This window comes from Mesorhizobium sp. LEGMi-168a (genome assembly GCF_058312955.1).
Map to the genome: position 1 here is coordinate 279,865 of NZ_JBZEGV010000001.1, position 24,764 is coordinate 304,628.

At 63.2% G+C, this 24,764-nt stretch carries 27 protein-coding genes; 6 read left to right on the plus strand and 21 right to left on the minus strand.

Features of this window, described 5'->3' with window-relative positions; genetic code table 11:
• Positions 1 to 20: 20 nt before the first annotated feature.
• From AC4FWB_RS01420 to AC4FWB_RS01455, 8 genes are all read right to left on the minus strand, one after another.
• Positions 21 to 659, minus strand: coding sequence for an SGNH/GDSL hydrolase family protein (locus AC4FWB_RS01420; RefSeq protein WP_491024011.1), 639 nt, complete (start codon positions 657 to 659; stop codon positions 21 to 23).
• A complete protein-coding gene (locus AC4FWB_RS01425; protein WP_491024012.1) occupies positions 656 to 1,081 on the minus strand; it encodes a hypothetical protein in 426 nt (141 codons plus the stop codon). Before AC4FWB_RS01425 ends, AC4FWB_RS01420 begins: the two co-directional genes overlap by 4 nt.
• A gap of 15 nt (positions 1,082 to 1,096) precedes the next feature.
• On the minus strand, positions 1,097 to 2,464 hold the full coding sequence (locus AC4FWB_RS01430) for a pyruvate dehydrogenase complex dihydrolipoamide acetyltransferase (RefSeq protein WP_491024013.1): 1,368 nt from the start codon (positions 2,462 to 2,464) through the stop codon (positions 1,097 to 1,099).
• Positions 2,465 to 2,482: 18 nt separating this feature from the next.
• The gene (locus AC4FWB_RS01435; RefSeq protein WP_491024014.1) at positions 2,483 to 3,874 is read right to left on the minus strand and encodes a pyruvate dehydrogenase complex E1 component subunit beta; all 1,392 of its coding nucleotides are present in this window, start codon (positions 3,872 to 3,874) and stop codon (positions 2,483 to 2,485) included.
• Between the two features lie 14 nt (positions 3,875 to 3,888).
• The gene (gene pdhA, locus AC4FWB_RS01440) at positions 3,889 to 4,935 is read right to left on the minus strand and encodes a pyruvate dehydrogenase (acetyl-transferring) E1 component subunit alpha (protein WP_491024015.1); all 1,047 of its coding nucleotides are present in this window, start codon (positions 4,933 to 4,935) and stop codon (positions 3,889 to 3,891) included.
• A 175-nt stretch (positions 4,936 to 5,110) separates the two neighbouring features.
• A complete protein-coding gene (locus AC4FWB_RS01445) occupies positions 5,111 to 5,434 on the minus strand; it encodes an FtsB family cell division protein (protein ID WP_491024016.1) in 324 nt (107 codons plus the stop codon).
• Positions 5,435 to 5,590: 156 nt separating this feature from the next.
• The gene (eno, locus tag AC4FWB_RS01450) at positions 5,591 to 6,865 is read right to left on the minus strand and encodes a phosphopyruvate hydratase (protein WP_491024017.1); all 1,275 of its coding nucleotides are present in this window, start codon (positions 6,863 to 6,865) and stop codon (positions 5,591 to 5,593) included.
• Between the two features lie 492 nt (positions 6,866 to 7,357).
• Positions 7,358 to 7,561, minus strand: coding sequence for a dodecin family protein (locus AC4FWB_RS01455; protein ID WP_491024018.1), 204 nt, complete (start codon positions 7,559 to 7,561; stop codon positions 7,358 to 7,360).
• A gap of 77 nt (positions 7,562 to 7,638) precedes the next feature.
• Between AC4FWB_RS01455 and AC4FWB_RS01460 the strand changes: the two genes are divergently transcribed.
• Positions 7,639 to 8,385 (plus strand): hypothetical protein, encoded by a 747-nt coding sequence (locus tag AC4FWB_RS01460; RefSeq protein WP_491024019.1) that lies wholly within the window; start codon positions 7,639 to 7,641, stop codon positions 8,383 to 8,385.
• A gap of 114 nt (positions 8,386 to 8,499) precedes the next feature.
• On the opposite strand, the gene kdsA is transcribed toward AC4FWB_RS01460, so the two are convergent.
• From kdsA to AC4FWB_RS01490, 6 genes are all read right to left on the minus strand, one after another.
• A complete protein-coding gene (gene kdsA, locus AC4FWB_RS01465) occupies positions 8,500 to 9,345 on the minus strand; it encodes a 3-deoxy-8-phosphooctulonate synthase (protein WP_491024020.1) in 846 nt (281 codons plus the stop codon).
• On the minus strand, positions 9,342 to 10,217 hold the full coding sequence (locus tag AC4FWB_RS01470) for a VOC family protein (protein ID WP_491024021.1): 876 nt from the start codon (positions 10,215 to 10,217) through the stop codon (positions 9,342 to 9,344). The genes kdsA and AC4FWB_RS01470 overlap by 4 nt, the downstream gene beginning before the upstream one ends.
• A gap of 74 nt (positions 10,218 to 10,291) precedes the next feature.
• The gene (locus AC4FWB_RS01475) at positions 10,292 to 10,582 is read right to left on the minus strand and encodes a Dabb family protein (RefSeq protein ID WP_491024022.1); all 291 of its coding nucleotides are present in this window, start codon (positions 10,580 to 10,582) and stop codon (positions 10,292 to 10,294) included.
• A gap of 92 nt (positions 10,583 to 10,674) precedes the next feature.
• Positions 10,675 to 10,809, minus strand: coding sequence for a hypothetical protein (locus AC4FWB_RS01480; RefSeq protein WP_292301437.1), 135 nt, complete (start codon positions 10,807 to 10,809; stop codon positions 10,675 to 10,677).
• 196 nt (positions 10,810 to 11,005) lie between these two features.
• A complete protein-coding gene (locus AC4FWB_RS01485; RefSeq protein WP_491024023.1) occupies positions 11,006 to 12,979 on the minus strand; it encodes a bifunctional 2',3'-cyclic-nucleotide 2'-phosphodiesterase/3'-nucleotidase in 1,974 nt (657 codons plus the stop codon).
• 131 nt (positions 12,980 to 13,110) lie between these two features.
• Complete coding sequence (locus tag AC4FWB_RS01490; protein ID WP_491024024.1) at positions 13,111 to 14,376, minus strand: NAD(P)/FAD-dependent oxidoreductase; 1,266 nt, start codon at positions 14,374 to 14,376, stop codon at positions 13,111 to 13,113.
• Positions 14,377 to 14,539: 163 nt separating this feature from the next.
• Here AC4FWB_RS01490 and AC4FWB_RS01495 point away from each other — a divergent pair, with 163 nt between their 5' ends.
• Positions 14,540 to 15,202, plus strand: coding sequence for a 5-formyltetrahydrofolate cyclo-ligase (locus AC4FWB_RS01495; protein ID WP_491024025.1), 663 nt, complete (start codon positions 14,540 to 14,542; stop codon positions 15,200 to 15,202).
• Positions 15,203 to 15,205: 3 nt separating this feature from the next.
• Here the strand turns inward: AC4FWB_RS01495 and AC4FWB_RS01500 are convergent, their stop codons facing one another.
• Entirely contained in the window at positions 15,206 to 15,679 is a 474-nt protein-coding gene (locus AC4FWB_RS01500) for an Lrp/AsnC family transcriptional regulator (RefSeq protein WP_059188527.1), read from the minus strand.
• A 212-nt stretch (positions 15,680 to 15,891) separates the two neighbouring features.
• Between AC4FWB_RS01500 and ald the strand changes: the two genes are divergently transcribed.
• Positions 15,892 to 17,007 carry an alanine dehydrogenase gene (ald, locus tag AC4FWB_RS01505; protein WP_491024026.1) on the plus strand — a complete coding sequence of 372 codons (1,116 nt, stop codon included), beginning with the start codon at positions 15,892 to 15,894 and terminating at the stop codon, positions 17,005 to 17,007.
• A gap of 479 nt (positions 17,008 to 17,486) precedes the next feature.
• On the opposite strand, the gene AC4FWB_RS01510 is transcribed toward ald, so the two are convergent.
• Entirely contained in the window at positions 17,487 to 17,954 is a 468-nt protein-coding gene (locus tag AC4FWB_RS01510) for a DUF1203 domain-containing protein (RefSeq protein WP_491024027.1), read from the minus strand.
• 155 nt (positions 17,955 to 18,109) lie between these two features.
• The gene (locus tag AC4FWB_RS01515) at positions 18,110 to 18,667 is read right to left on the minus strand and encodes an OmpA family protein (RefSeq protein WP_491024028.1); all 558 of its coding nucleotides are present in this window, start codon (positions 18,665 to 18,667) and stop codon (positions 18,110 to 18,112) included.
• Between the two features lie 267 nt (positions 18,668 to 18,934).
• On the opposite strand from AC4FWB_RS01515, the gene AC4FWB_RS01520 reads away from it, so the two are divergent.
• Entirely contained in the window at positions 18,935 to 19,345 is a 411-nt protein-coding gene (locus AC4FWB_RS01520; RefSeq protein ID WP_491024029.1) for a GFA family protein, read from the plus strand.
• Between the two features lie 55 nt (positions 19,346 to 19,400).
• Here the strand turns inward: AC4FWB_RS01520 and AC4FWB_RS01525 are convergent, their stop codons facing one another.
• From AC4FWB_RS01525 to AC4FWB_RS01540, 4 genes are read right to left on the minus strand one after another with little or no spacing between them, the layout of a single operon-like run.
• The gene (locus tag AC4FWB_RS01525) at positions 19,401 to 19,964 is read right to left on the minus strand and encodes a GNAT family N-acetyltransferase (protein WP_491024030.1); all 564 of its coding nucleotides are present in this window, start codon (positions 19,962 to 19,964) and stop codon (positions 19,401 to 19,403) included.
• Between the two features lie 5 nt (positions 19,965 to 19,969).
• Positions 19,970 to 20,821: a 3-mercaptopyruvate sulfurtransferase gene (gene sseA / locus AC4FWB_RS01530; protein ID WP_491024031.1), complete on the minus strand. Its 852-nt coding sequence runs from the start codon at positions 20,819 to 20,821 to the stop codon at positions 19,970 to 19,972.
• A gap of 47 nt (positions 20,822 to 20,868) precedes the next feature.
• Positions 20,869 to 21,612, minus strand: a complete 744-nt coding sequence (locus AC4FWB_RS01535; RefSeq protein WP_491024032.1) for an alanyl-tRNA editing protein — start codon at positions 21,610 to 21,612, stop codon at positions 20,869 to 20,871.
• Positions 21,612 to 22,646, minus strand: coding sequence for a cysteine synthase A (locus AC4FWB_RS01540; RefSeq protein WP_491024033.1), 1,035 nt, complete (start codon positions 22,644 to 22,646; stop codon positions 21,612 to 21,614). Before AC4FWB_RS01540 ends, AC4FWB_RS01535 begins: the two co-directional genes overlap by 1 nt.
• A 192-nt stretch (positions 22,647 to 22,838) precedes the next feature.
• Here AC4FWB_RS01540 and AC4FWB_RS01545 point away from each other — a divergent pair, with 192 nt between their 5' ends.
• Positions 22,839 to 23,687, plus strand: coding sequence for an SDR family oxidoreductase (locus tag AC4FWB_RS01545; protein ID WP_491024034.1), 849 nt, complete (start codon positions 22,839 to 22,841; stop codon positions 23,685 to 23,687).
• Between the two features lie 69 nt (positions 23,688 to 23,756).
• Entirely contained in the window at positions 23,757 to 24,746 is a 990-nt protein-coding gene (locus AC4FWB_RS01550) for an alpha/beta hydrolase (RefSeq protein WP_491024035.1), read from the plus strand.
• The last annotated feature ends 18 nt before the right edge of the window (positions 24,747 to 24,764 follow it).

The following is a 24,764-nucleotide window of genomic DNA, read 5'->3' on the forward strand; positions in this document are numbered from 1 at the left end:
CTCCCTGATCTTTCTCGGGGTTAGAGTGAGAGCATCACACGCACGAGCGGGGCCAGCGCCTGGCCAATCCGTCGCGTGTTTTCGGCATCGAGATGGACGCCATCGAGCGGCGTGGTGACGGCAACAGTGCCGGCGTCGAAGAAGCCGCAGCCGGCCTCGTCGGCAAGTGCCGAATATTGCGGCGCCAGCCGCTTCGAGGCGTCGTCGCCGCCGGCGAACATTTCCTTGAACTCGGCATTGTCGGTGCGCGTGACCGCCGGCGGCGCGACGATGAGGATCTGCGGCGCCGGCCAGTCGAACGGATAGTCATGGCCGCGCACGATGTCGATCAGGCGCTGCATGCCCTGCTTGGCTGCGACGGGATTGCCGTGGATCCACGGCTTCATGTCGTTGGCGCCGAGCATGAAGACGATCAGGTCGAGCGGCGCGTGGCTCGTGAGGATCGTGGGCAGCATTCGCGCGCCGTTGCGGTCGGCTCCGGCGAGATGATCGTCGAAGGCGGTAGTGCGGCCGTTCAGCCCCTCCGCGATGACCTCGATGCCGTCGCCCAGCGCCGCCCTGAGCACGCTCGGCCAGCGGTCATCGAGCGCATGGCGGCCAAGGCTGGCGGCGTCGTAGCCCCAGGTCAGCGAGTCGCCATAGCAGAGAATTGTCTTCATGCGCTTGCCCCATCCCTGCCAAACCCTGCCAACGAGCGCTTGAGCCGCCAGCGCACGAACAGCCATTGCACGATGATCGCCACGACGCCGGGCAGGATCAGCCCGGCAACGATCGAAAGGTCACTTGCGGCCGCCCGGTTCTCGGCCGGCACCGAAAACGTCCAACCGGCGAGCGCAACCAGAACGATCGCGAAGATCGCAAGCAGCCACCACAACATCCGGTCGACCGCGCGGATCGGCTCAGCCCGGAACTGGACCAGGAAGAAGGCGATCGTCACGACGATGATGATCATCACCGTCGCGGCAAAGACCAGAATGTATTCTTCGGTCGCGCCGGTAAGCACGGCCAGTTCTTGAACGACCAGTCCGCCAGCCAGACTGGAGAGGATGAAGGCGAAAAGGCTGGTGAAGAATGTCCGCACCGCCTCTTTTCCTTCCTAGACCAGCATGCCCATCGGGTTTTCGATCATGCGCTTGAAGGCGCCGAGCAGCTCGGCGCCCAGCGCGCCGTCGACGGCACGATGATCGGTCGACAGCGTCACCGACATCACGGTGGCGATTTTGATCTCGCCTTTCTTCACCACCGCGCGCTCTTCACCCGCGCCGACCGCAAGAATGGTCGCATGCGGCGGGTTGATGACGGCGGCGAAATCCTTGACGCCGAACATGCCGAGATTGGAAACGGCCGTCGTGCCGCCCTGGTACTCCTCGGGCTTCAGCTTGCGGCTGCGGGCGCGGCTCGCCAGATCCTTCATCTCGTTGGAGATGACCGACAGCGTCTTTTCGTCGGCATGGCGGATGATCGGCGTGATCAGGCCGCCGGGGATCGAGACGGCGACGCCGACATCGGCGTGCTTGTGCTTGACCATGGCGCTGTCGGTCCAGGAAGCATTGGCGTCCGGCACCGCCATCAGCGCCATCGCCATCGCCTTGATCACCATGTCGTTGACCGAGAGCTTGTAGGCTGGCACTTCGCCCTTCTCGGTCTTCTTCATCGGTGCTGCCGCATTGAGCTGCGTGCGCAGCGCCAGCAGCGCGTCGAGCTCGCAGTCGAGCGTCAGGTAGAAATGCGGGATGGTGCTCTTGGCCTCGACCAGGCGGCGCGCGATGGTCTTGCGCATATTGTCATGTGGGACGAGCTCGTAGGAACCCTCCGCGAACAGTTTCAGCACCTGATCGTCCGACATCGGCTTTGCTGCCGGGGCTGCTGCCGGTGCACCCGCAGGCGCCTTGGCGGCGGGCGCCGCCTTGGCGCCGCCGGAGGCAATCGCCGCCTCGACGTCGACCTTCACCACGCGGCCATGCGGGCCGGAGCCGGTCAGCGCCGCCACGTCGACGCCGGCATCCTTGGCGATGCGGCGGGCAAGCGGCGAGGCGAACACGCGCTCGCCGCCGGCGTGGCCGTTGGCGACCGGAGCGGGCTCGGCCTTCGCCGGTGCGGGCGCTGCGGCTGCCGGCTTCGGCGCCTCCTTGGGCGCTTCGGCCTTCGGCGCTTCCACTTTCGGGACTTCCGCCTTGGGCGCCGCGCCGCCGTCGGCTTTTGCGGCGGCGCTGGCATCCTCGCCTTCGCCAGCCAGGATGGCGATCACCGCGTTGACCTTGACGCCTTCGGTGCCGGCAGGAACGACCAGCTTGGCGACGGTGCCTTCATCGACGGCTTCGACCTCCATCGTCGCCTTGTCGGTTTCGATCTCGGCGATCACGTCGCCGGGCGAAACCTTGTCGCCCTCCTTGACCAGCCACTTGGCGAGATTGCCCTCCTCCATCGTGGGTGAAAGAGCCGGCATGGTGATGTTGATTGGCATGTTGTCCTCCCGACCGGCTCAGCGATAGGTGACGGCTTTGACCGCCTCGACGACCTCGCCGACATTGGGCAATGCCAGCTTCTCGAGATTTGCCGCATAGGGCATAGGCACGTCCTTGCCGGCGATGGTGATCACCGGCGCATCGAGGAAGTCGAAGGCACGCTGCGACACTTGGCTGGCGATGTGGTCGCCGACCGAGCTCTGCGGGAAGCCTTCTTCCGCCACCACGAGACGGTTGGTCTTCTTCACCGAGGCGATGATGGTGTCGAAATCGAGCGGCCGGATGGTTCTCAAATCGATGATTTCGGCATCGATGCCCATGCCGCGCAGCTCGGCTTCCGCCTTGACCGCGTAGGTCATGCCGATGCCGAAGGAGACGATGGTGACGTCCTTGCCCTGCTTGTGGATGCGGGCCTTGCCGATCGGCAGCACGAAATCGTCAAGCTTCGGCACGTCGAAGGAATGGCCGTAGAGGATCTCGTTCTCGAGGAAGATGACCGGGTTGGGATCGCGGATCGCGGCCTTGAGCAGGCCCTTGGCGTCGGCCGCGGTGTAGGGCATCACTACCTTCAGGCCCGGGATATGGCTGTACCAGGCGGCATAGCATTGCGAGTGCTGCGCGGCGACGCGAGCAGCAGCGCCGTTCGGCCCGCGGAACACGATCGGGGCGCCCATCTGGCCGCCGGACATATAGAGCGTCTTGGCGGCCGAGTTGATGATCTGGTCGATCGCCTGCATGGCGAAGTTGAAGGTCATGAACTCGACGATCGGCTTCAGGCCGGCCATCGCCGCGCCGACGCCGACGCCGGCGAAGCCGTGCTCGGTGATCGGCGTGTCGACGACGCGACGCGGCCCGAACTCCTGCAGCAACCCTTGCGTGATCTTGTAGGCGCCTTGGTACTCCGCAACTTCCTCGCCCATGACGAAGACGTCGCCGTCGCGGCGCATTTCCTCGGCCATCGCGTCGCGGAGCGCCTCCCGCACCGTGGTCGAGACCATCTCGGTGCCGGCCGGGATATCCGGATCGGCGGCAACTTCCGTCTTCGGCGCAGCCGCGACGGGCGCCGCAGCTTCGCTCTTGGCCGCGGCAGGCGCCGCCGCCGCCGCTGCTGATTCAGCCTTGGCAGGCTCTTCGCCGATGCCTTCGCTGGCCATATCGACGTCTTCACCGTCGACCGCAAGCACGGCGATCACGGCGTTGACCTTGACGCCTTCAGTGCCGGCAGGAACCACGATCTTGGCAAGTGTGCCTTCGTCGACGGCTTCGACTTCCATCGTCGCCTTGTCGGTCTCGATCTCGGCGATGACGTCACCGGCGACGACCTTGTCGCCTTCGTTCTTCAGCCATTTGGACAGATTGCCCTCTTCCATCGTCGGCGAGAGCGCGGGCATGAGAATTTCGATCGGCATGTCCTTGCCCTCCCTTAGAGTACGATGTCGGTCCAGAGCTCGGACGGATCCGGCTCGGCGTCGTTCTGGGCAAATTCGGCGGCGTCGGCGACGACGTCGCGGACCTCCTTGTCGATGGCCTTGAGCTCGTCCTCGCTCGCCCACTTCTTGTCCATCAGCCGCGCTTTGACCTGCTCGATCGGGTCGTGCTCGGAGCGCATCTTCTGCACTTCCTCCTTGGAGCGGTATTTCGCCGGGTCGGACATCGAGTGGCCGCGATAGCGATAGGTCTGCATCTCGAGGATCAGCGGACCATTGCCGGCGCGACACCATTCGGCGGCGACATCGCCGGCTGCCTTGACCGCGCGGACGTCCATACCGTCGACCTGCATGCCGGGGATCTTGAAGGAAGCGCCGCGGTTGGAGAAGTCGGTCTCGGCGGACGAGCGCGAGACGGACGTGCCCATGGCGTAGCGGTTGTTCTCGATGATGTAGATCACCGGCAGCTTCCACAGCGAAGCCATGTTGAAGCTTTCGTAGACCTGACCCTGGTTGGCGGCGCCGTCACCGAAATAGGTCAGCGACACGTTCTTGTTGTCGCGGTAGCGGTTGGCGAAGGCAAGCCCGGTGCCGAGCGACACCTGCGCGCCGACGATGCCATGGCCGCCATAGAAATGCTTCTCCTTGGAGAACATGTGCATGGAGCCGCCTTTGCCCTTCGACAGGCCGCCGCGCCGTCCCGTGAGCTCGGCCATGACGCCGCGCGGCGAAAGCTCCATCGCCAGCATGTGGCCGTGGTCGCGGTAGGCGGTGATCATCTGGTCGCCCTCGACCAGCGCCATCTTCATCCCGGTGACGACGGCCTCCTGGCCGATATAGAGGTGGCAGAAGCCGCCGATGAAGCCCATGCCGTAGAGCTGGCCGGCCTTCTCCTCGAAGCGGCGGATGAGCAGCATGTGCCTATAGGCAGCAAGCTCTTCTTCCTTGGTGAATTCGACTGGTTTGGGGGCGGAAAGGTTCGGCGATTTGCCGTCGGATTTGGATTTGGATTTGGCAGGCGCTTTTCTGGCGGCGGTGGCCATGCATCACTCCCTGTTGGCGTCTCTTCGCGGACATTCAGGGAGAGCGATCGCCTCCCCACCGATTTGAGCGAGGCTAACACGCAAGAATGCATTGCGCCATGCTGAAAAATGCATGGCTGGCATGCATCTAAGCGATTAGAATCATTGCAAATAAATACGATTAACCGAAATTCGGTTATTTCGTGGAGGCGGGCAGCATGATGGTGATTTCGTCGGGCTGAGACAGATTGAGCGCCTTTCGGGCCTGCTCGTCAAGCATGTCCTTCTCCAGCGTGCCTTCATGCATGAGCTGGACGCGGCGCTCGAAATCGACCCGGCGCGCCTTGACGGCGTCAAGCTGGGCCTGCAGTTCGGCCGCCCGGGCCTGCAGCCGGTACTTGGAATAGATGCCGAATTCACCGTGATAGGCATGGAAGCCGAAATAGGTCAGGAACAGCACGCAGAGCGACGGAATGATCAGTCTGCCGGTGTTTCTCTGCTTGTGCTGACGTGTCCACATGACCCGAACCCTCGCGGCCGCGAACGCAAGCGGCTGTTCGAATCTTTTCGCCCAATTGTGCTTAATGGACGGTTACGAGCCGCCCAATCCGAGACGGCAGGAATCAAAAAAGGGCGGGAAGGCCCGCCCTTTCTGATGGTTCGGAATGGGCCCGGATCAGCCTTTGACCACCGACTTGCCGGCGTAGCACGCCTGCTTGCCGAGCTCTTCCTCGATGCGGATGAGCTGGTTGTACTTGGCCATGCGGTCCGAGCGCGACAGCGAGCCGGTCTTGATCTGTCCGCAATTGGTGGCGACCGCGAGGTCGGCGATGGTCGAATCCTCGGTCTCGCCCGAGCGGTGCGACATGACGGCGGTGTAGCCTGCCTTGTGCGCGGTCTCGACCGCGTCGAGCGTCTCGGTCAGCGAGCCGATCTGGTTGACCTTGACCAAGATCGAGTTGGCGACGCCCATGCGGATGCCGTCGCGCAGCCGCGCCGTGTTGGTGACGAAGAGGTCGTCGCCGACGAGCTGGGTCTTCGTGCCGATGAGGTCGGTCAGGATCTTCCAGCCCTCCCAGTCGTCCTCGGCAAGGCCGTCCTCGATGGTGATGATCGGATAGTCGGAAGCGAGCTTGGCGAGGTACTTGGCCTGCGCCTTCGGATCGCGCGTCTTCTTCTCGCCTTCGTAGACGTAATTGCCGTCCTTGAAGAACTCGGTCGCGGCGCAGTCGAGGCCAAGCGCCACGTCCTCGCCAGGCTTGAAGCCGGCCTTCTCGATCGATTCCATGATGAAATCGAGCGCCGATGGCGCGCTCTTCAAGTTGGGGGCGAAGCCGCCCTCGTCGCCGACATTGGTGTTGTGGCCGGCATCCTTCAGCTTCTTGCGCAGCGTGTGGAAGATTTCCGAGCCCCAGCGCACGCCGTCGCGCAGCGTCGGCGCGCCGACCGGCAGGATCATGAATTCCTGGAAGTCGATCGGATTGTCGGCATGGGCGCCGCCATTGATGATGTTCATCATCGGCACCGGCAGGACGTGCGCCTTGGTGCCGCCGACATAGCGGTAGAGCGGCAGGCCGGCAGCCTCCGCGGCAGCCTTGGCGACCGCCAGCGACACGCCGAGGATGGCATTGGCGCCGAGCCGGCTCTTGTTCGGCGTGCCGTCGAGCTCGATCATCGTCTGATCGATGTGGATCTGGTTCTCGGCCTCCATGCCGCCGATCGCCTCGAACAGCTCGCCGTTCACGGCCTCGACGGCGCGCTCGACGCCCTTGCCGAGATAGCGCGGCCCGCCGTCGCGCAGTTCGACCGCCTCATGCGCACCGGTCGAGGCGCCCGACGGCACCGCGGCCCGGCCCATCGAGCCGTCTTCCAGCACCACATCGACCTCGACGGTCGGATTTCCACGGCTGTCCAGGATTTCACGCCCGACTATGTCGACGATGGCGGTCATTGCGATGTCCCCGATTGATCGATTGAAGCGTCGCGCCCCTCTTAGCCAAAGCACCGCAAAAGGCAATCGGGCCGCCCGCAAATATTGCCGGCGGCTGGATTCACGAAGCGCAAATTTCTGTCATCATAAGTCATGCCCGCCAGGCGGGGTTCTGATTTATGTTCGAGTCTGCGCGGGGCGAAACAGGAGGAGTTTCGCCATGTCCCAGTTAAGCGGTATCGTGAGTTTGTTTCTGATCGCGGCGGCGTTCCTGACGTCATGCGACAGCCAGAAACCCCAGCAAAGCTCCATGGAGCTTTCTACTCTCCACGCGGCGGAGTAGAGGCCCAGAAACACAGAGGCCCCCTGCTTTCCGGGGGCCTCTCGATTCCGATCTGCCGACTAGGCAATCAGTGCCAGTAAGGCGCTACGTGGTAGTATTCGAAGGACGCATCGCGTGCCGCTTCGCATGTCTTTGTCCCGAAACCGGTTCCCACTTTCGGGAGACACGTTCTAATCGGTGAGGATGAAGGTGACCTTCATGTTGACTCGATAGGCGGCAATCTTGCCGCCCTGGACGTCGATCTTCTGGTCCTGGATCCAGGCGCCCTCGACGTTCTTCAGGGTCTTTGCGGCGCGCGCAATGCCCTTCTCGATTGCGTCCTGAAAGCTCTTCGAGGACGACGACGTGATTTCGGTGACGCGGGCGACAGACATTGGCTTCCTCCTGCCAAGGCGCTCAGTTGCGCAGGCGAGCCTACAGCCGGCGGTTGCCTGCGACAAGCCAGGAGAAGTTGAGGCTCGTCGCCATTGTCACCCGGTCGCACTGCATGGCATTGTTGCATCAGGGGGCTGGGATGAGCCAAAAGCGCAATCGGCAGCAGGCTACGGGGCAAGCGCCAACGGCTGACGCCAACGCCGCCAATGCGTCCAGCGGATATTTCTTTGCCGGCGCCATGGGCCTGATCGGCATCTTGATCGTCTGGTACTTCGAGCTTCCGCTCAACTTCGACGTCACAGATCGTGAATTCAACCCGCTGATCTTCATCCCGGTTCTGTTCGTCCTCATCGCGCTTTACGCACTGCTGAAGGCGATCCGCGACACGTTGCGGGTTCGCAAGTTCGGCGCGACGACACTGGTCGCCGGAGCGGCGACGCCTGGCAAGCGCTTCGAAGGTTCGCTGCGATCAGGCCGCGATCTGGCTCCGGACGGCGACTACAGGGTGCAACTGCGGTGCATCCGTACCTACCGGGTCGGCGGACCGATTGTGAGCACCAGCGGGACGCAAAAATCGACCTACAAGGATGAGCTGAGGTGGCAGGAAACGGTCGTCGTGCCATGCGCGTCGGTCCGGTCGAGCGCAGGCATTCCCTTCGCCTTCCAGATCCCGCCCGACGCGCTGCCGTCCAAAGGGCCGTCCGTATATGAGCGGGTGCATGACAATGTGCGATGGATCCTGACCGTCAGCGCTCCCATGCGAGGGCTGGATTACTACGCTGTCTTCGCAATCGACATGCGTGGCGCCGGCCGTAGCGAATGACGGGGACGAGACTTAGAGCGCTTCACCGTTTCACTGAAACGGCGAGCCGCTCTATCTCCTTGTTTTGGCGCAATTCCGGACGGAAAACCGTTTCACACTTTTCCTGGAATTGCTTCAGCGCCCCTTGGCGACGCGGTCGAACGCCATCAGCTTTTCCAGCAGGGCCGGCATGTCCTTGAGAGGCACCATGTTGGGACCGTCGGAAGAGGTCGAGTTGTCAGGATCATGGTGGGTCTCGATGAAGACGCCAGCAACACTAACGGCGACGGCCGCGCAGGCCAGCGTCGCGACGAAACGGCGTTCGCCTCCGGAGGACCCACCCTGCCCGCCTGGCTGCTGCACGGAATGGGTGGCATCGAAAATCACTGGAGCGCCGATCTCGGCCATGATCGGCAGCGCGCGCATGTCCGACACCAGCGTGTTGTAGCCGAAGGAGGCGCCACGTTCGGTGACCAGCACATTGGCGTTGCCGGAACCGGTGATCTTGGCGACGACATTCTTCATGTCCCACGGCGCAAGGAACTGCCCCTTCTTCACATTGACGACCTTGCCGGTTCGCGCCGCGGCGACAAGCATGTCGGTCTGGCGCGAAAGGAAAGCCGGGATCTGCAGGACGTCGACATGCGGCGCGACGATCGCGCACTGCTCCTCGGTGTGGACGTCGGTCAGCACGGGCAGCGAAAACGTCTTGCGCAGATCGTCGAAGATCGGCATCGCCGCGTCCAGCCCGGCGCCGCGCGTCGCCGACAGCGAGGTACGGTTGGCCTTGTCGTAACTGGTCTTGTAGACAAGGCCGATGCCAAGCTTGGCGGTTAACTCCTTCAGCGCACCAGCCATGTCGAAGGCATGCTGGCGCGATTCGAGCTGGCAGGGGCCGGCGATCAGCGACAGCGGCGCATTGTTGGCGAAGACGATCTTGCCGACGGTTACCGAAGCATTTGGCGCCAGGGGCTCGCTCATGGGATCTCCCGAAGAATGAAGGCCGCGCCCTGACCGGGCGCCGGCGGCACGACGATATCGTTGCCGCTCATGTTGTGTTCGATTGCGTTGGCTGCAAGCAGATGCGTGGCGGCGGCAATGCTGTGAACCGCAAAAATGATGGCCGTAAAACGCAGGTCCGAGGAGGCCCCTGCCGAAATATCGAAGCGCGAGGCGAAAGCGTCGGGCGTCAGAACGGTCAGGGTAGCGTTGGGCAATTGAATCTTGTCACCGTCGTGTGCGTCCTGGCCGGCAGCGGTCGACACCAGTCCGGCCTGGCCCGACGGCCTGTCGCTGACCGCGACGATCTCGGCGATGCCGGTCACCCCGTTGGCATGAGCCTGCAGCGCCGTGCGGTCGATCTTCGGCGCATTGATGCTCTGGCAGGCGAAAAGAAAAGCGTCCGTTGCTTTTCTATCGGCCACGAACGCCAGTTTGAACGATGCCGTGTCGCTTTTGCCCGCGGCGTCGGTGAAGGCGCGCGAAAAGCTCAGCATGTCTCCCGCCGACAATCCAGCCTCGACAAAGCGCGCATGGTCGGCATCGGCATCGGTGGTCCCGAACACAACGGCGGAAAAACCCTCGTCGCCAAGCTTATTGCGGTAGAGGCGGTCGCGCGCGACAAAGACGTTGCCCTCGCCTATCGCCTGCCCGGCTGTTTTTTCATCGCCGATGGCCAGCGGCTCCAGATAGGTGCCGTCGGCGAAAAAGACGCAAGCGTTCTCGGTTCCGAAAGGATGGATGCCGGTCGGCGCGACGACAAAGCCGAGCGACGAAAGGCGCTGCCTCGCGATCTCCAGGCCCTGCGTGGGCAGGACGAGATGATCGAGCGGATGGGGCGAAATTTTGATCATACAGGCGCGATGTGCCTCATTCCGGAAACCGGTTCAAGCCCGGTATTGGCGAAGCGAGGTGGATTGCCTCTGGCTCAGGCGGCGGCCACGACGTCCGCCGAATAGCGCAGCTCGCGCAAAGGCTTCACCTTGCTGGTCGTCTCCGCATAGACAGGATGTGCTTTATAAGCGGCGAGCGCTGCCTCGTCCTCGAACTCGGCGTAGACGACCACGTCGATCGCGTTGGAGAACAGATCGACCTTGGTGTTGAGCGTCACCTCGAAATGTTTCGAATGCGGGATCTTGCCCAGTGCCTGCAGGCCCGACCGCACGGCCTCGACATCCTCCTTGCGCCGCACGCTGAAGAAAACGATGTGCCGGATCAATCCAGCCTCCTTGATCGACGGATGAGCGCGTTTTTGTGGGAGCAAGGCGGTCGCGTCAACCCGCAACGATGTCGCGCCCTGCCGTCGAGGCCTCACGCCGCGCCGGTGACGTAGCGCACGATGCGCGATATCTCCCTGACGGTCGCATCGAGGTAGTGGCCCTGGTTGTAGAGGCCGTCCCAGATCAGGAAGAAGGTGATGGCGACGATGACGATCACATAACGCATGGCTAAAGCTAACGCATGTCCCTAGCTGGAACTAGAGCCGCCTCCGCGGCAATTGTCCGAGGTCACCGCTTTTTGTTCTTTCACGCATTCCAAGCGGTCATGATGCGTCAGCCGAGCAGGCGATGCCGGCGGACCTCGGCCCTTGACGATTCCGCCCTGGCCGCGGAGGTAACCGCGTAGCGGAGAGGATTCGGCTTCACAGCATGATGCGGTATTTGGCGAAACCCGCCTCACCCTCACCCGCGGCCTCGATTTTCAGCGATTTCACTTGATCGAAGAAGTCCTTCGCCTTGGGTCCAGTCTCGAAAACGACGCTGGTTCCAGGCAACGGCGCGAACGACCAGTTGTCGTCAGCCGACGGATTGATCGTGCCCTCGCTGATGACGTAGCGCACGATCACGTCGCGGTTGGTGTCCGGCGCCTCGTAGATGATCTTCGAGGCGTTGATGTCGGGGAAATTGCCGCCGCCGCCGGCGCGGTAATTGTTGGTTGCGACAACGAATTTCGCCGCCGGATCAATTGGTTTGCCGTCGAACTTCAGGTCGACTATGCGGTTGGAGCCGGCGTTCGCTACGCCGCCCTTCGAATCGTATTTCGGCGGTTGCGACAAGTCGATCCTGTAGCTGACGCCGTCGATGACGTCGAAATTATAGGACGGGAAATCGGTGTTGATCAGCGGCTGATCCGCCTTGCCCGGCTCGATCCTGTTGAAGATGCCGGCCGACATCTCCAGCCATTCCTTCACCTGCGCGCCGCTAATTTCCACCGCCCGCACCGTGTTCGGGTAGAGGTAGAGGTCGGCGACATTCTTGATGGCGATGTCGCCGACCGGAACGTCGGTGTAGTAGTCGGCGCCATTGCGGCCGCCGGCCTTGAAGGGCGCTGCCGCCGACAAGAGGGGCACATCCTTCCACTGGGTGCTCTTCAGTATGTCCTTGAGATACCAGCTCTGCGCCTGGTTGACGATCTGCACCGATGGATCGTCGGCGACGAGAGCGAAGTAGGAATAGAGCGGCGCGGACGTCTTGCCGACCGGGCGCCGGACATAGGCGAGCGTCGCCTCATGGTCCTGCTCGAGCGCCGCGATGATGCGCTTGTCGTCGCCGACCGTCGCCTTGTTCTTGTTGTCGACCCGTTCGTAGATCGGCCGCGCCTCGGAGGTCGCCGAGACGACCCGCCATTTCGGGCCGTCGCGCTCCAGCAAAAGGTCGATCAGGCCCATATGCGAGCCCCAGAAGCCGCCCATCACAGCGGGCTTGCCCTGCAGCGTGCCCTTCCCGGTGTCGACACCTTCGAGCGCCTGGAAGTCCTTCTTGCCGGGAAAGACAAGATGCTGGTGACCGGTGAACACCGCATCGATGCCTTCCACGCCTGCGACGAAGAACGAGGCGTTCTCCATCTTGTCGCCCTGCTTGACGTCGATGCCCGAGTGCGAGAGCGCGATGACGATGTCGGCGCCCTCTTCCTTGATCTGCGGCACCCAGGCCTTGGCCGCCTCGACGATGTCGCGCGTCTGCACATTGCCTTCGAGGTTCTTCAGATCCCAGACCATGATCTGCGGCGGCACGAAGCCGATGACGCCGATCCGGATCGGCTGCTCGGCGCCTGACCCGTCCTTGATCTTCTTGTCGAGGATCACATAGGGCTTGAGGTAGAGCTTGTCGTCGCGCGGGTTGGTGGCAAGCGTGGTGCCGCGGATCAGGTTCGCGCATACGAACGGAAAATTGGCGCCGGCCAGCACCTTGTCCAGGAAGGACAGGCCGTAGTTGAATTCGTGGTTGCCGAGCGTCGAGCATTCGTAGCCGAGCAGGTTCATGCCCTTCATGATCGGATGCAGATCGCCATCCTTCATGCCCTTCTCATAGGCGATGTAGTCGCCCATCGGATTGCCTTGCAGAAGGTCGCCATTGTCGATCAGCATCGCGTTGGTAGCTTGCTTGCGCACCGCGTCGATCAGCGAGGCTGTGCGCGACAGGCCCAACGTGTCGTTCGCTTTGTCGGCGTAGTAATCATAGGGCAGCAGATTCACATGGATGTCGGTCGTCTCCATGATCCTGAGATGCGCCTGATTGGCCTGCGCTCGGGCGGAGAACGGATGCAGCATGATCAGCGCTCCGCCGGCGGCGGCGCCGGCCAGGAACTCACGGCGAGAAACGAACGGTTGTGACATTGCTTCCTCCTCCTCGACAACCCCTGCCCCGAGCGCCGAGCATGGCGTCCAAGGCGCTGCGAGTCCACGTCCGTTGGAAGCCTGTTGATCACGACAAGGTGACGCGTCGATGAAACAGGCGCGGCGAGCAATCAGCCCTTGTCGCCGTCGCCCTGGGTGATCAGCCGGGCGCTGCGCTGGCCGGTGAAATAAATCCATAGCCAGCTAAGCGTAACCGCGAGCCGGTTGCGGAAGTCGATCAGGAAATAGATGTGTGCAATCCCCCAAAGCCACCAGGCGAGCCAGCCGGTGAGCTTGATCCAGCCGAAATCGATCGCGGCGGCGCGCTTGCCGATCGTCGCGAGATCGCCGTCATGCCGGTAGCGGAACGGACGCGGCGCCGTATCGCCGGCCAGCCGCGCCTTAATGGTCGCGGCAACATGCTTGCCCTGCTGCTTGGCGGCGGGTGCCACGCCCGGCACCGGCTTTCCATCCGGCCGCAACAGATGCGCCGTGTCGCCAATGACGAAGATCTCGGGGCTGCCCGACACGGTGAGATCCGGCTCGACCAGCACCCTGCCCGCACGGTCGGCTGTCGCTCCCAGCCATTCCGCCGCTGGAGAAGCGGCGACGCCTGCTGCCCACAGGATCGTCCTTGCAGGCAGATGGGTATCGCCAAAGACGACGCCTTCGGCGTCCAGATGCGTTACGGGACGGCCGAGTTCGACCGTCACGCCAAGTCGCTTCAGCGCTTTCTGCGCATAGGCCGAGAGTTCAGGCGCAAAATTGGCAAGGATCCGGTCGCCGGCTTCGATCAGCACCACGCGCGCCTGGCGCGTATCGATGTTGCGGAATTCGCCGCGCAGCGTGTCATGCGCGAGCTCGACGATGGTGCCGGCCAGCTCCACACCGGTTGGCCCGCCGCCGACGATGACCAGCGTCAGCAGGGCCTGGCGCTTGGCGGGATCGGTCTCGCGCTCGGCCTCTTCGAACGCGAGCAAGATGCGGCGCCGGATCGTGGTGGCATCCTCGAGCGTCTTAAGCCCAGGCGCGAAAGGCTCCCATTCGTCGTGGCCGAAATAGGCGTGGCGCGCGCCGGTGGCGAGCACCAGCGTGTCGTAGGGAACCGCGCTGCCGTCATCGAGCAGAACGCGCTTGGCCTGCCGGTCGACGCCGATGACGTTGCCGAGAAGCGTCGTCACGTCCTTGCGCCTGCGTAAGAGATGACGGATCGGCCAGGCAATCTCCGATGTCGCCAGCGAGGTGGTCGCCACCTGGTAAAGCAGCGGCTGGAAAAGATGATGATTGCGCTTGTCGATCATGGTGATGCGAACTGGTGCGCCAGCCAGCGCGCGGGTGAGTTCGAGGCCGCCGAACCCTGCGCCGACGACCACGACATGATGCTTGGCTTCGTCCATTTTCAATCACCTCGCCAAACCAACCTGACTAGATGTAAGCATTTTTGTGCACTGCAACAACACTGCTGCCGGCCTGCCCCGGAGTCGTCGCCCGGTGTCGTGAACGCGCATGTCGCTCCCGGAGCGCCAGGTATAGCGTGGGGCAAAAGGATAGGAGTGACGCATGACTGACAATCGCGATGACGAAGGCCCGGCCCAATACGCGTCGCCGCCTTGTTTCATGCACGAGCTCGACTCGTCCTATCAGATGCCGCTCACCGATTGGACCGATGTCAGGCGCTGGCGCAAGGCGGAGCGCGAAAGGCTGATCGGCGCCCGACTTACCGTCTCGGCAGATGCACGTGCGGCGATGTCGACGCGCATTGCAGAGGGCCTCGACGCGCTGATCGGCGACATTGCCGGCCGCATGGTCAGCCTCTACTGGCCGTTCCGCGGCGAGCCGGACTTGCGTTCCTGGATGGCGTCGATCAATGCGCGCGGCGGCCGCACGGCGCTGCCCGTCGTCATCGAGAAGGCGCGGCCGCTTGTATTCCGCGCCTACAAACCGGGAGACCGGCTGGAGAAAGGTGTCTGGAATATTCCGATCCCGGCCGAGGGCGATCCGGTGCTGCCGGACATCGTCATTTCACCGGTCGTTGGCATAGATCCCGGCAACTACCGGCTGGGCTATGGTGGCGGTTTCTATGACCGCACGCTCGCCGCGATACCGTTCAGACCGCTGGTGATCGGCGTCGGCTACGAATTGCAGCGCATTCCCACCATCTATCCGCAGCCACACGATATTCCGATGACGACGGTGGTGACCGAAGCCGCTGGGGGTAACTGACGGCTAGGCCATCTCAGGCCGCAAGCCGACCGCCGTGCGATCGACGATTTCGCGCAGGGCGAAGGACGAGTTGATCTTCGTCACATGCGGCATAGCCGACAGCCATTCCTTGTGGATGCGCTCATAGTCGGCGAGGTCCTTCGCCGCGATGCGCAGGATGTAATCGTATTCGCCCGACATCAGGTGGCAGGAGAGCACGTTCGGGCAGCGTTTGATCGCCGCCTCGAAATCCGACAGCGTCTTCTCGAACTGCCCCGACAGCGATATATGCACGATCGCCGTCATCTGGTGGCCGAGCGCGGCGTTGGAGAGCCTGGCGTGATAGCCCCGGATGGTTCCGGATTTCTCCAGATTGTCGAGGCGCCTGGAGCAGGCCGATTGCGACAGCCCTACCTTCTCGGCAAGTGCCGCGTTGGGTATCCGGCCATCCTTCTGCAAAGTCTCCAGAATGGCGATATCAATCCTGTCGAGCGGCATTTTTCGTGAATCCTGCGAAGATACGAGCGTTTCTCGCAACGATTATCGAAGATAGCCCCTCGCCGCAAGTGCATTCGCAAACACATACGGAACGATTCGTGATTGACTGCGTCTACTGCATGTCGCCCGAAATCGCGCGGCGTTTTTGGTGCTAGCTGCATGCACGAAATGACAGGGAGAGCGCCCTTTCAAGGGCCGGACAGGAGAAGAAAATGCGCGTCGGCTGCCCCAAGGAAATCAAGAACCATGAATACCGCGTCGGCCTGACGCCCGGCTCGGTCCGCGAATATGTCGCGCACGGCCATGAAGTGCTGGTCGAGACCGGCGCCGGTGCCGGCATCGGCGCCGACGACAACGCCTATCGCGCCGCCGGCGCGACGATCGCCAAGACGGCGGCCGACGTGTTCGCCAAGTCGGACATGATCGTCAAGGTCAAGGAGCCGCAGCCCAACGAATGGGTGCAGTTGCGCGACGGCCAGATCCTCTACACCTATCTCCACCTCGCTCCGGATCCGGAACAGACCAAGGGCCTGCTCGCTTCGGGCGTCACCGCTGTCGCCTATGAGACGGTGACCGACGACCGCGGCGGGCTGCCGCTGCTGGCTCCGATGTCGGAAGTCGCCGGTCGCCTGTCGATCCAGGCCGGTGCGACGGCGTTGCAGAAGGCCAATGGCGGCCGCGGCGTGCTGCTCGGCGGCGTCCCCGGCGTGCTGCCGGGCAAGGTCACGGTGCTGGGCGGCGGCGTCGTCGGCCTGCATGCCGCCAAGATGGCTGCGGGCCTCGGCGCCGACGTCACCATCATCGATCGCTCGATCCCGCGCCTGCGCCAGCTCGACGACATTTTTGGCGGCCGCGTCCATACGCGTTACTCGACCGTCGAGGCGCTGGAGGAAGAGTGCTTCTCGGCTGACATCGTCGTCGGCGCAGTGCTGATCCCGGGCGCCGCCGCGCCCAAGCTCGTCACCCGCGAGATGCTGTCGGGCATGAAGAAGGGCTCGGTGCTCGTCGACGTCGCCATCGACCAGGGCGGCTGCTTCGAGACCTCGCATGCCACGACCCATGCCGATCCGACCTATGAGGTCGATGGCGTGATCCACTATTGCGTCGCCAACATGCCAGGCGCCGTGCCGGTCACCTCGGCGCATGCGCTCAACAATGCCACCCTGCATCATGGCCTGCAGCTCGCCGACAAGGGACTGAAGGCGCTGGTCGACGACCATCACCTGCGCAACGGCCTCAATGTGCACAAGGGCAAGATCACCAACCGTGCCGTCGCCGAAGCGCTCGGCTACGAAATGGTCGAGCCGAAGGCGGTGCTTGCCGCCTGATGCCAGGAAAAGTGTGTAACCGTTTTCCGTCCGGAAAAGCGTAAAACAAAGAGATAGACAAAGAGTTTCCTCCTGTCGCGCCCGCCGGTCCTTCCGGCGGGCTTTTTTCTTGTTTGGAAAATCCGGGCAACAAAAAAGCGGAGCCAGGGCCCCGCTTCCTCGAAGTTGCGACGTGCCGCCGGTCCATCCGCGGTCGGCAATCGATCAACAATTGCCTTTTAGCGCGTTTATACGACGGGAGTACGACAGTTCTTGTCTTGCGAGCGCATGTGGGGCTCGGCCACGCCGGCCAATCGATATCTTTGTGTGAAATACTTCACATTCGGCCCTTGAGAAACATGCCTAGACAGGCGTCGTTACCTGATGGCTGCGGCCGCTTCGCGTCGCCGGTGAACACGGCCCGCCAGCGGCTCTGCCGAAGGCTTCTGTCAGACTTCCAACAGCCCGCCAGACCATCGGCGGGCATTTTTTTGCCCCTCTCATGCCCGCTCGATGCGGCACTGGTAGCAATTGTTCCGCGCCGAGCGGACGTGGATGTAGGCGATGTCGTCGCGTTCGAACAAAGTCTCGGCGCGGGCCGCGATATCGCCGGTAGGGATGACGGCGCCGCTGCCGTAGACGATGCGATCGTCCCTGCTGTAACCGCGCACGATGTAGTCGCTGCTTTCGAGCATCTCGGGCAGCGCATCAACCTCCGCGCCGCGTTCGCATTCCTGCGCATGCAGGAAGATAGGGCCGGTCTCGGCGTATGGCTGAAGCTCCGGGAACGGCCGATACGCGAGGATCAGATAACCATCACCGGCGGCAACGTTCTTCATGCAATGCCGGCACGGCACGCCGTCGCCATCGGAAATCCTTCGTTCGGGCGTGTGGCCGTAGGCGTCGGGCCCTCCGCGCTGCAAAGCGCGCACGGCTTCGGTCGGCAAGGCTTTGAACTGGATGCTCATGGCAAATCTCCGGTGTCGTTGCCCCGAGATATGCCTGGGCGGCGGCGTCTCCCACCCGATTCCTGCCAAGCGACTCGTGCGCATATCGCTATATGGAAAGAAGCCCGGCTTTGCTGAAGCCGGGCTCCTCAATCATCGAGCGGCTTGCGCTGGCGTTAGCGCACGAAATCGTCGAAGCGGCGCAGCGTGACGCGGCGGTTGCGCCAGTTTTCCTGCTGGGTCGGCACCAGTAGGAATTCCTCGCCGTAGCCGACGGTCTCCATCGCATAGGCCGGCACGCCGAATTCGCGGACCAGAGTGCGCTTCAGCGATGCGGCGCGCTGCTCCGACAGGATCTGGTTCGATTGGAACGAGCCCACCGCGTCGGTATGGCCTTCAATCAGGATGCGGGCGCCGCGGTCGCGCCGCAAGATGCGGTGGAGCGCATCGGCGATGATCTCGACCTTGCCATATTGCGAAGGGGCGATGGCGGCCGAGCCGAATTCGAAATTGATCGACTGGATGTCGATCGAACGCGCCATGCGCCTCAGGTCCGGCTGCTTCTTGAACTCGCGGATGGTGACGCGCTGGTTGGGGCGCAGCTTGACCCGGGGTGCCGCTTCGAGCTGGCGTTCGATGGTCGCGGCCGAGGGCGTGGTGGCCTGCGCAAAGCCAAGGCTCGGCATGGCAAGCGCCGCTACCATCGCCACGGCAAATGTACGTCGGGTCAGCATGTCTATCTCTCTCCTTCAGGCCTCGGCCGTTGTCACTGGCCGAACCATGGCAAAGACAATCTGAAGCGCCGATGAACGGCTGGTAACGCATTGGTTCTATTTCGCTTCGATCTCAAAATTCGCGTCGAGCGATGTCGAGATATTGCGAAGTTGGAAATCCAGGCGCTGGAGTTCCCACTCGCCAGACAAATCGCTCTGCGCCATGATGATGATCGCAGCAGAACGCGATGGGCCGCGGGTGGCTGAGGTTTGGCGATGGATCCGAGCATGATCACCGGGGGATGCCTGTGCGGCGCAGTCCGCTACGAGAGCCGCGCGGAGCCGATCACAGCGCGTATGTGTTGGTGCCGCTTCTGCCAGTACATAGCTGCCGGCAACGCGGCGGTGAGCGTCTGCTTCCTGACGGCGCACATCAAGATTGCCGGCGAGACGCGCGATTACGAAAGCGTGGCCGACAGCGGCAACAGGATGCACCGGCGCTTCTGTCCAGCCTGCGGCGTGCATCTCTTCAGCGAAGCGGAGGCGCGCCCGCATCTGATCTTCGTGCGCGCCGGCACGCTCGACGATCCGAACGTGATCAGGCCCGCGGCGACGATCTGGACGAGCAAGGCACCCCCGTGGGCCTGCATCGATACCTCGCTGCCGACCTTCGAGGGCCAGCCGCCGCCGGTGGCGTAGGCGGCGTCAACCGGTCGACCGACCAACGGCTTGTTATCGCGTGCTAGAACTCCAACTACGGCCGCATGACGCTTGCCGAGCGTTCGGCGAATGTGAGCGGATGCACGACTTCCTTCTTCTGCGCCACCGGCGTAAAGCCGAGCTTCTGGTAAAGCGGAAGTGCCGCTGGATGGTCGAGCGTGCAAGTCTGGACCGTGACGCGCTTCGGCTCGTGCGCCCAGGCAGCCGAAATCGCAGCGCCGAGGAACCAGCGGCCGATGCCCTGGCCGTGCGCATGCTCCATCATGCCGAAATAGGCGAGCTCCACTTCATCCGGCAGGTGCGGCTTGAGATCGAAAAAGCCGGCGGGGGAGCCGTCGAGGTAAAGCACCCTGATGTCGCGGTCCTCGCGGTGCAGGCCGGCGGCCAGTTCCTCGTCGCTCAGCCTCAGCACATTGACCCAGTGCCATTTGCGCCCAACCCGGTCGATCAGGTAGCGGTAGAAATGCAGCGGGATGTCCTTGGTCTTCAGCAGCGCGATCTGCCGGTTGTAGGGCAGCGGCGGCGACGAGGCCGGCGGCGCATGCATTTCGAGGAACGTGACCGTGACCTCGATATCCTTGGGCACACCGTTTTCCATCGCCGTCATTCCTTGCCCGTCACGACAGGCGTATCGGAGAGCCCGCCCCATTCGGTCCATGAGCCGTCGTACAGCCTGTTGTCGGTATGGCCAAGCGTCTCCAGCGCCAATGTGATCGCCGCCGCCGTGATGCCCGATCCGCATGAGGTGACGACTGGCTTGGAAAGATCGATGCCGGCATCCTCGATGACCTTGCGCAAGCGGTCTTTAGGCAGCAATTCGCCATTGTCGGCAAGCGCGGCGACCGGAACATTGTGAGCGCCCGGCATATGGCCGGAACGGACACCAGGACGCGGTTCCGGATCGGTTCCCGCGAAGCGCCCCGGAGAGCGCGCATCGGCGATCTGGCTTTCTCCGCTTCCAACGATCCGGCGCATCTCGTCGAGGCTGACGACCCGGCCTGCATCGAAATCGGCGTAAAAGACGCAAGGCGCAATCTTGGTCTGCTCGGCCGTCACCGGCCGCCCTTCCGCCTTCCAGCGATCGAGGCCGCCGTTCAAGATGTAGACCTGGAAGACACCCATGACGCGGAACATCCACCAAGCGCGCGGCGCAGAAAACAGTCCCGGACCATCATAGACGACGATGGTGTCGTCGGCAGAAACGCCCATGGAGCCGGCATATTGCGCGAAGTATTGGGGCGACGCCAATGTATGCGGCAGCTTGGAATCCGGATCGGAAACCTCATCCTGATCGAGGAAGAGCGCTCCCGGAATATGCGACGCAGTATACTCGGCGTGGGCATCACGCTTCTGCGCCGGCAGGTACCAGGAGGCGTCTATGATGGTCAGCCCGGGTGTGCCGAGCCGCTTCTCGAGCCAGTCCGCGTCGACGATAAAAGGGCTGTCTTCGTCCATTTTCCTGCTCCTGCCCCGCCTCTCGCGACTTTATCCGTCTTGGCCCGTCAGTTCGCCGGCATCGGCCCGAAGCGGATGCGGAAGCGTCGGTTCTCGCGGCCCTTCTTCTCGATCTTGCCGATGTGGATCTCACCGACCTCACCGGTGCTCTTCACATGGGTGCCGCCGCAAGGCTGGCTGTCGATCGATGCGTTCTCGCCGATGCAGACCAGACGGATCCTGCCGGTGCCGACCGGCGGCCGCACGTTCTTCGATTTTACAAGCCCTGGATTGGCCGCAAGTTCCTCGTCGGTGATCAACCGGGTAAAAATCGGATGGTCGGCCCGCACCAGCTCCATCAGCCTCGCCGTCACGTCGTCCTTGGTAAAGCCGGCATCGGGAATGTCGAAGTCGACGCGGCTGTCGTCCTCGGCAACCGCCGCCCCGGTGATCGGAAACGGGCAGACAACAGTGAGCAGGTGGCAGGCGGAATGCATGCGCATCAGAAGATGCCGCCGCTCCCAGTCGATGGCGAGCCTCAGCTTTTCGCCGACCGCCGGCAAAGCCTGCTCAGGCGCCGGCACATGGATGATCTCGTCCTTGGTCTCGCCGGTGATCGCGGCTGCGATCGGGATGCGGCTCCCGTCGGCGCGTTCGAACAGGCCGGTGTCGCCGGGCTGCCCGCCGGAGGTGGCGTAGAAGATAGTCCGGTCAAGAAGAATGCCGCCGCGGTCGTTGATGGCAACGACTTGCGCATCCGCGGTCCTCAGATAAGCGTCGTCGCGAAACAGCGCTTCGGTCCTTTGCGCCATCACGCCACCTTTTCGAACGGCACCGAGATATCGGCTTTCTCTTCCATCCAGCCGGGCACCGGCAGGTTCTTGCCGCGCAGGAATTCGGGATTGAAGAGCTTCGACTGGTAGCGCGTGCCGTAATCGGCGAGGATCGTCACGATGGTATGGCCAGGGCCAAGCTCGCGCGCCAGCCGGATCGCGCCGGCGATGTTGATGCCGGTCGAGCCGCCGACGCAGAGCCCCTCCTCCTGGATCAGGTCGAAGATGATCGGCAACGCCTCCTCATCCGGGATCTGGTAGGAGAAGTCCGGCGTAAACCCGTCGAGATTGGCGGTGATGCGACCCTGGCCGATGCCTTCGGTGATCGAGCTGCCATCCGCCTTCAGCTCGCCGCTGGTGTAGAAGCTGAAAAGGGCGGCGCCCAGCGGATCGGCAAGCGCGATCTTGACGTCGTTGCTCTTGCCCTTCAGCCCGATCGCGACGCCGGCGAGCGTGCCGCCAGTGCCGACGGCCGACACGAAGCCGTCGACCTTGCCGCCGGTCTGGCTCCAGATTTCCTCCGCCGTCGTGCGGATATGGCCGTCGCGGTTGGCGACATTGTCGAACTGGTTCGCCCAGATCGCGCCGTTCGGCTCCGACCGCGCCAGTTGCTCGGCGAGCCGTCCCGACAGCTTCACATAGTTGTTGGGGTTCTTGTACGGTACGGCCGGCACTTCGATCAGCTCGGCGCCCAGGACCTTGATCGTGTCCTTCTTCTCCTGGCTCTGCGTATCGGGGATGACGATGACGGTCCGGTAGCCGAGCGCCTTGGCGACCAGCGTCAGGCCGATGCCGGTGTTGCCGGCGGTTCCTTCGACGATGACGCCGCCCGGCCGCAGCAATCCGCGCTGCTCGGCGTCCCTGATGATGAAGAGGCCGGCACGGTCCTTGACCGATTGTCCCGGATTCATGAATTCGGCCTTGCCCAGGATCTCGCAGCCGGTCGCGTCCGAAGCCTTGTTGAGCCGGATCAAGGGTGTGTTGCCGATCGCTTCGATCACATTACGGGGCATGAGAATTCCTTTATGCGTGCGGCGAGACCCTAGAAACCGGAAGCCGCGGTTTCAAGGCAAGATTTTGCCTGGTCCAGTCGCATTCCGGACGCTGCAATGCTCTCCATCATTTCTACGATGAGCCAAAAGCGCTCTTTTCATCCGATTTCTTCGCCGCTAGAGCACTAGCCCAGACAATTCGCAGGACTTTCAATGACACTCTACCGGGCCAACCCGAAAGACGGTGTCGCCTGGATCACGGGCGGCAGCAGCGGCCTCGGCCGTGCGCTGGCCAAGGATCTCGCAAGGCAGGGCTATGCCGTCGCCGTCACGGCGCTGCCGGGCGATCCGGTCGACACGCTGCTGGTCGAGACGGCGCAGATGAGCGGCCATGTGAAATCCTTTCCCTGCGACGTGACCGACGAAGAAGGGATGGCACGGACGGCCGCCGCGATCGAGACGGAGATGGGGCCGATCGTGCTTGCCGTCTTCAACGCCGGCAACTACATCGCCACCCCCGGCGAGCACCTCGTGGTGCGCGATTTCCATCGCTCCTTCGCCGTCAATTATTTCGGCATCGTCAATGGGCTGGTACCGGTGGTCGACTATATGCGCGCGCGCGGGCGCGGGCATGTCGTCCTTGTCGGATCGGTCACCGCCTATTCCGGCTGGCCGACAACCGCGGCCTATGGCGGCACCAAGGCGGCGATCAACATCCTGGCGGAGTCGCTGAAATACGACTTCGACAAGATGAACATCCGCATCCAGGTGATCAACCCGGGCTTCGTCGACACGCCGCTGACGGAAAAGAACACGCTGCCGATGCCAAGCCTGATGCCTGTGCAACGCGCGTCGCGCCGCATGGCGCGCGGCATCAGAAAGGGCGGCTTCGAAGTCACCTTCCCCTACCACATAAGCTGGCCGTTGAAGCTGCTTAGTCTGTTGCCGCGGCCGATCGGCCGCCTGGTCATCAGCCTGACGACCAGTTGGAAGGCACGGCCGCTGTTTTTCGATCGCAAGACACCGGGCGAAACGGGCCCATCGTCGGACAGGGCGAAGTAAGCCGACGAAACCGCGATTGCTTGCCGGCGGATGCGGCCATAGGTTGAGGATTGTTGCTTGGAGTCGGCGATGGGGCGACGGATCGTGCTTGGGGTACTGGGTCTCGCCCTCCTTCTGGTCGCCGGTTTCGTACTCGGGCCACGCATTGCGGTCGACACGACGATCCGCTTCGATCCTTCGGTGATCGGCGACGATCCGCAGGCCTATCTGGCGCGCGAAGAAGCCGCCGTGCCCAATATCCGCGACGGGCTGGATAAGGAAATCATCTGGGCGAACCCGATGATTCACGCCAGGACCAAGCTTTCGATCGTCTACATCCACGGCTTTTCGGCCTCCAAAGGCGAGGTCCGCCCGCTGCCCGACGATGTCGCCGACGCGCTCGACGCCAACCTCTTCTACACCCGCCTGACCGGCCACGGACGGGACGGTGCGGCGATGGCGGAAGGCAGCGTCAACGCCTGGATCAACGATTATGAGGAGGCTCTCGCCATCGGCCGCGCGATCGGCGACAAGGTGATCGTGATTGCCACCTCGACCGGCGGCTCGCTGGCGACTTGGGCCGCAACACAGCCAGGCGCCTCCGACGGCGTCGCGGCGATCGCGTTCATCTCGCCGAATTTCGGCGTCAAGGCGTCCGGCGCCGAGGTGCTTACCATGCCATGGGGCAAGCAGATCGCCGAGCTCGTCGGCGGCAGGGAACGCAGCTTTCCCGCGCGCAACGCGCTGCACGAAAAATTCTGGACCACCAAGTATCCGATATCGGCGACGCTGCCGATGGCAGCGCTCACCGATCTCGCCTATGGCGCGCCGGTCGGGAAGGCGACCGTCCCTGCCCTGTTCATCTTCTCGGATGCCGACAAGGTGGTGCGGCCGGATCGCACGCGCGAGATCGCCGGCCGCTGGGGCGGCCCGCACGAGCTGGTGCCGGTCGACGACACCGGCGACCCGGACAACCACGTCATTGCCGGCGATGTGCTGTCGCCGCAGACCACAGGTTTTCTCACTCAACGGATCGTTGTGTGGGTGAACGCGCTGATGCAGCAGCAATCTAGCCAGTGAAATGAAAAACGGCCGGAG

What these genes read in the sequence shown, in the direction of transcription:
- AC4FWB_RS01495 (WP_491024025.1), top strand. Translation starts at nt 14,540, where the DNA reads ATGACTGACAATCGCGATGACGAAGGCCCGGCCCAATACGCGTCGCCG.
- AC4FWB_RS01430 (WP_491024013.1), bottom strand. Translation starts at nt 2,464, where the DNA reads ATGCCAATCAACATCACCATGCCGGCTCTTTCACCCACGATGGAGGAG.
- sseA (WP_491024031.1), bottom strand. Translation starts at nt 20,821, where the DNA reads ATGGACGAAGACAGCCCTTTTATCGTCGACGCGGACTGGCTCGAGAAG.
- AC4FWB_RS01470 (WP_491024021.1), bottom strand. Translation starts at nt 10,217, where the DNA reads ATGATCAAAATTTCGCCCCATCCGCTCGATCATCTCGTCCTGCCCACG.
- AC4FWB_RS01485 (WP_491024023.1), bottom strand. Translation starts at nt 12,979, where the DNA reads ATGTCACAACCGTTCGTTTCTCGCCGTGAGTTCCTGGCCGGCGCCGCC.
- AC4FWB_RS01540 (WP_491024033.1), bottom strand. Translation starts at nt 22,646, where the DNA reads ATGCCCCGTAATGTGATCGAAGCGATCGGCAACACACCCTTGATCCGG.
- eno (WP_491024017.1), bottom strand. Translation starts at nt 6,865, where the DNA reads ATGACCGCCATCGTCGACATAGTCGGGCGTGAAATCCTGGACAGCCGT.
- AC4FWB_RS01525 (WP_491024030.1), bottom strand. Translation starts at nt 19,964, where the DNA reads ATGGAAAACGGTGTGCCCAAGGATATCGAGGTCACGGTCACGTTCCTC.
- AC4FWB_RS01520 (WP_491024029.1), top strand. Translation starts at nt 18,935, where the DNA reads ATGATCACCGGGGGATGCCTGTGCGGCGCAGTCCGCTACGAGAGCCGC.
- AC4FWB_RS01455 (WP_491024018.1), bottom strand. Translation starts at nt 7,561, where the DNA reads ATGTCTGTCGCCCGCGTCACCGAAATCACGTCGTCGTCCTCGAAGAGC.
- pdhA (WP_491024015.1), bottom strand. Translation starts at nt 4,935, where the DNA reads ATGGCCACCGCCGCCAGAAAAGCGCCTGCCAAATCCAAATCCAAATCC.
- AC4FWB_RS01545 (WP_491024034.1), top strand. Translation starts at nt 22,839, where the DNA reads ATGACACTCTACCGGGCCAACCCGAAAGACGGTGTCGCCTGGATCACG.
- AC4FWB_RS01550 (WP_491024035.1), top strand. Translation starts at nt 23,757, where the DNA reads ATGGGGCGACGGATCGTGCTTGGGGTACTGGGTCTCGCCCTCCTTCTG.
- AC4FWB_RS01420 (WP_491024011.1), bottom strand. Translation starts at nt 659, where the DNA reads ATGAAGACAATTCTCTGCTATGGCGACTCGCTGACCTGGGGCTACGAC.
- AC4FWB_RS01480 (WP_292301437.1), bottom strand. Translation starts at nt 10,809, where the DNA reads ATGCGTTATGTGATCGTCATCGTCGCCATCACCTTCTTCCTGATCTGG.
- AC4FWB_RS01510 (WP_491024027.1), bottom strand. Translation starts at nt 17,954, where the DNA reads ATGAGCATCCAGTTCAAAGCCTTGCCGACCGAAGCCGTGCGCGCTTTG.
- kdsA (WP_491024020.1), bottom strand. Translation starts at nt 9,345, where the DNA reads ATGAGCGAGCCCCTGGCGCCAAATGCTTCGGTAACCGTCGGCAAGATC.
- AC4FWB_RS01535 (WP_491024032.1), bottom strand. Translation starts at nt 21,612, where the DNA reads ATGGCGCAAAGGACCGAAGCGCTGTTTCGCGACGACGCTTATCTGAGG.
- AC4FWB_RS01445 (WP_491024016.1), bottom strand. Translation starts at nt 5,434, where the DNA reads ATGTGGACACGTCAGCACAAGCAGAGAAACACCGGCAGACTGATCATT.
- ald (WP_491024026.1), top strand. Translation starts at nt 15,892, where the DNA reads ATGCGCGTCGGCTGCCCCAAGGAAATCAAGAACCATGAATACCGCGTC.
- AC4FWB_RS01490 (WP_491024024.1), bottom strand. Translation starts at nt 14,376, where the DNA reads ATGGACGAAGCCAAGCATCATGTCGTGGTCGTCGGCGCAGGGTTCGGC.
- AC4FWB_RS01435 (WP_491024014.1), bottom strand. Translation starts at nt 3,874, where the DNA reads ATGCCGATCGAAATTCTCATGCCCGCGCTCTCGCCGACGATGGAAGAG.
- AC4FWB_RS01515 (WP_491024028.1), bottom strand. Translation starts at nt 18,667, where the DNA reads ATGCTGACCCGACGTACATTTGCCGTGGCGATGGTAGCGGCGCTTGCC.
- AC4FWB_RS01500 (WP_059188527.1), bottom strand. Translation starts at nt 15,679, where the DNA reads ATGCCGCTCGACAGGATTGATATCGCCATTCTGGAGACTTTGCAGAAG.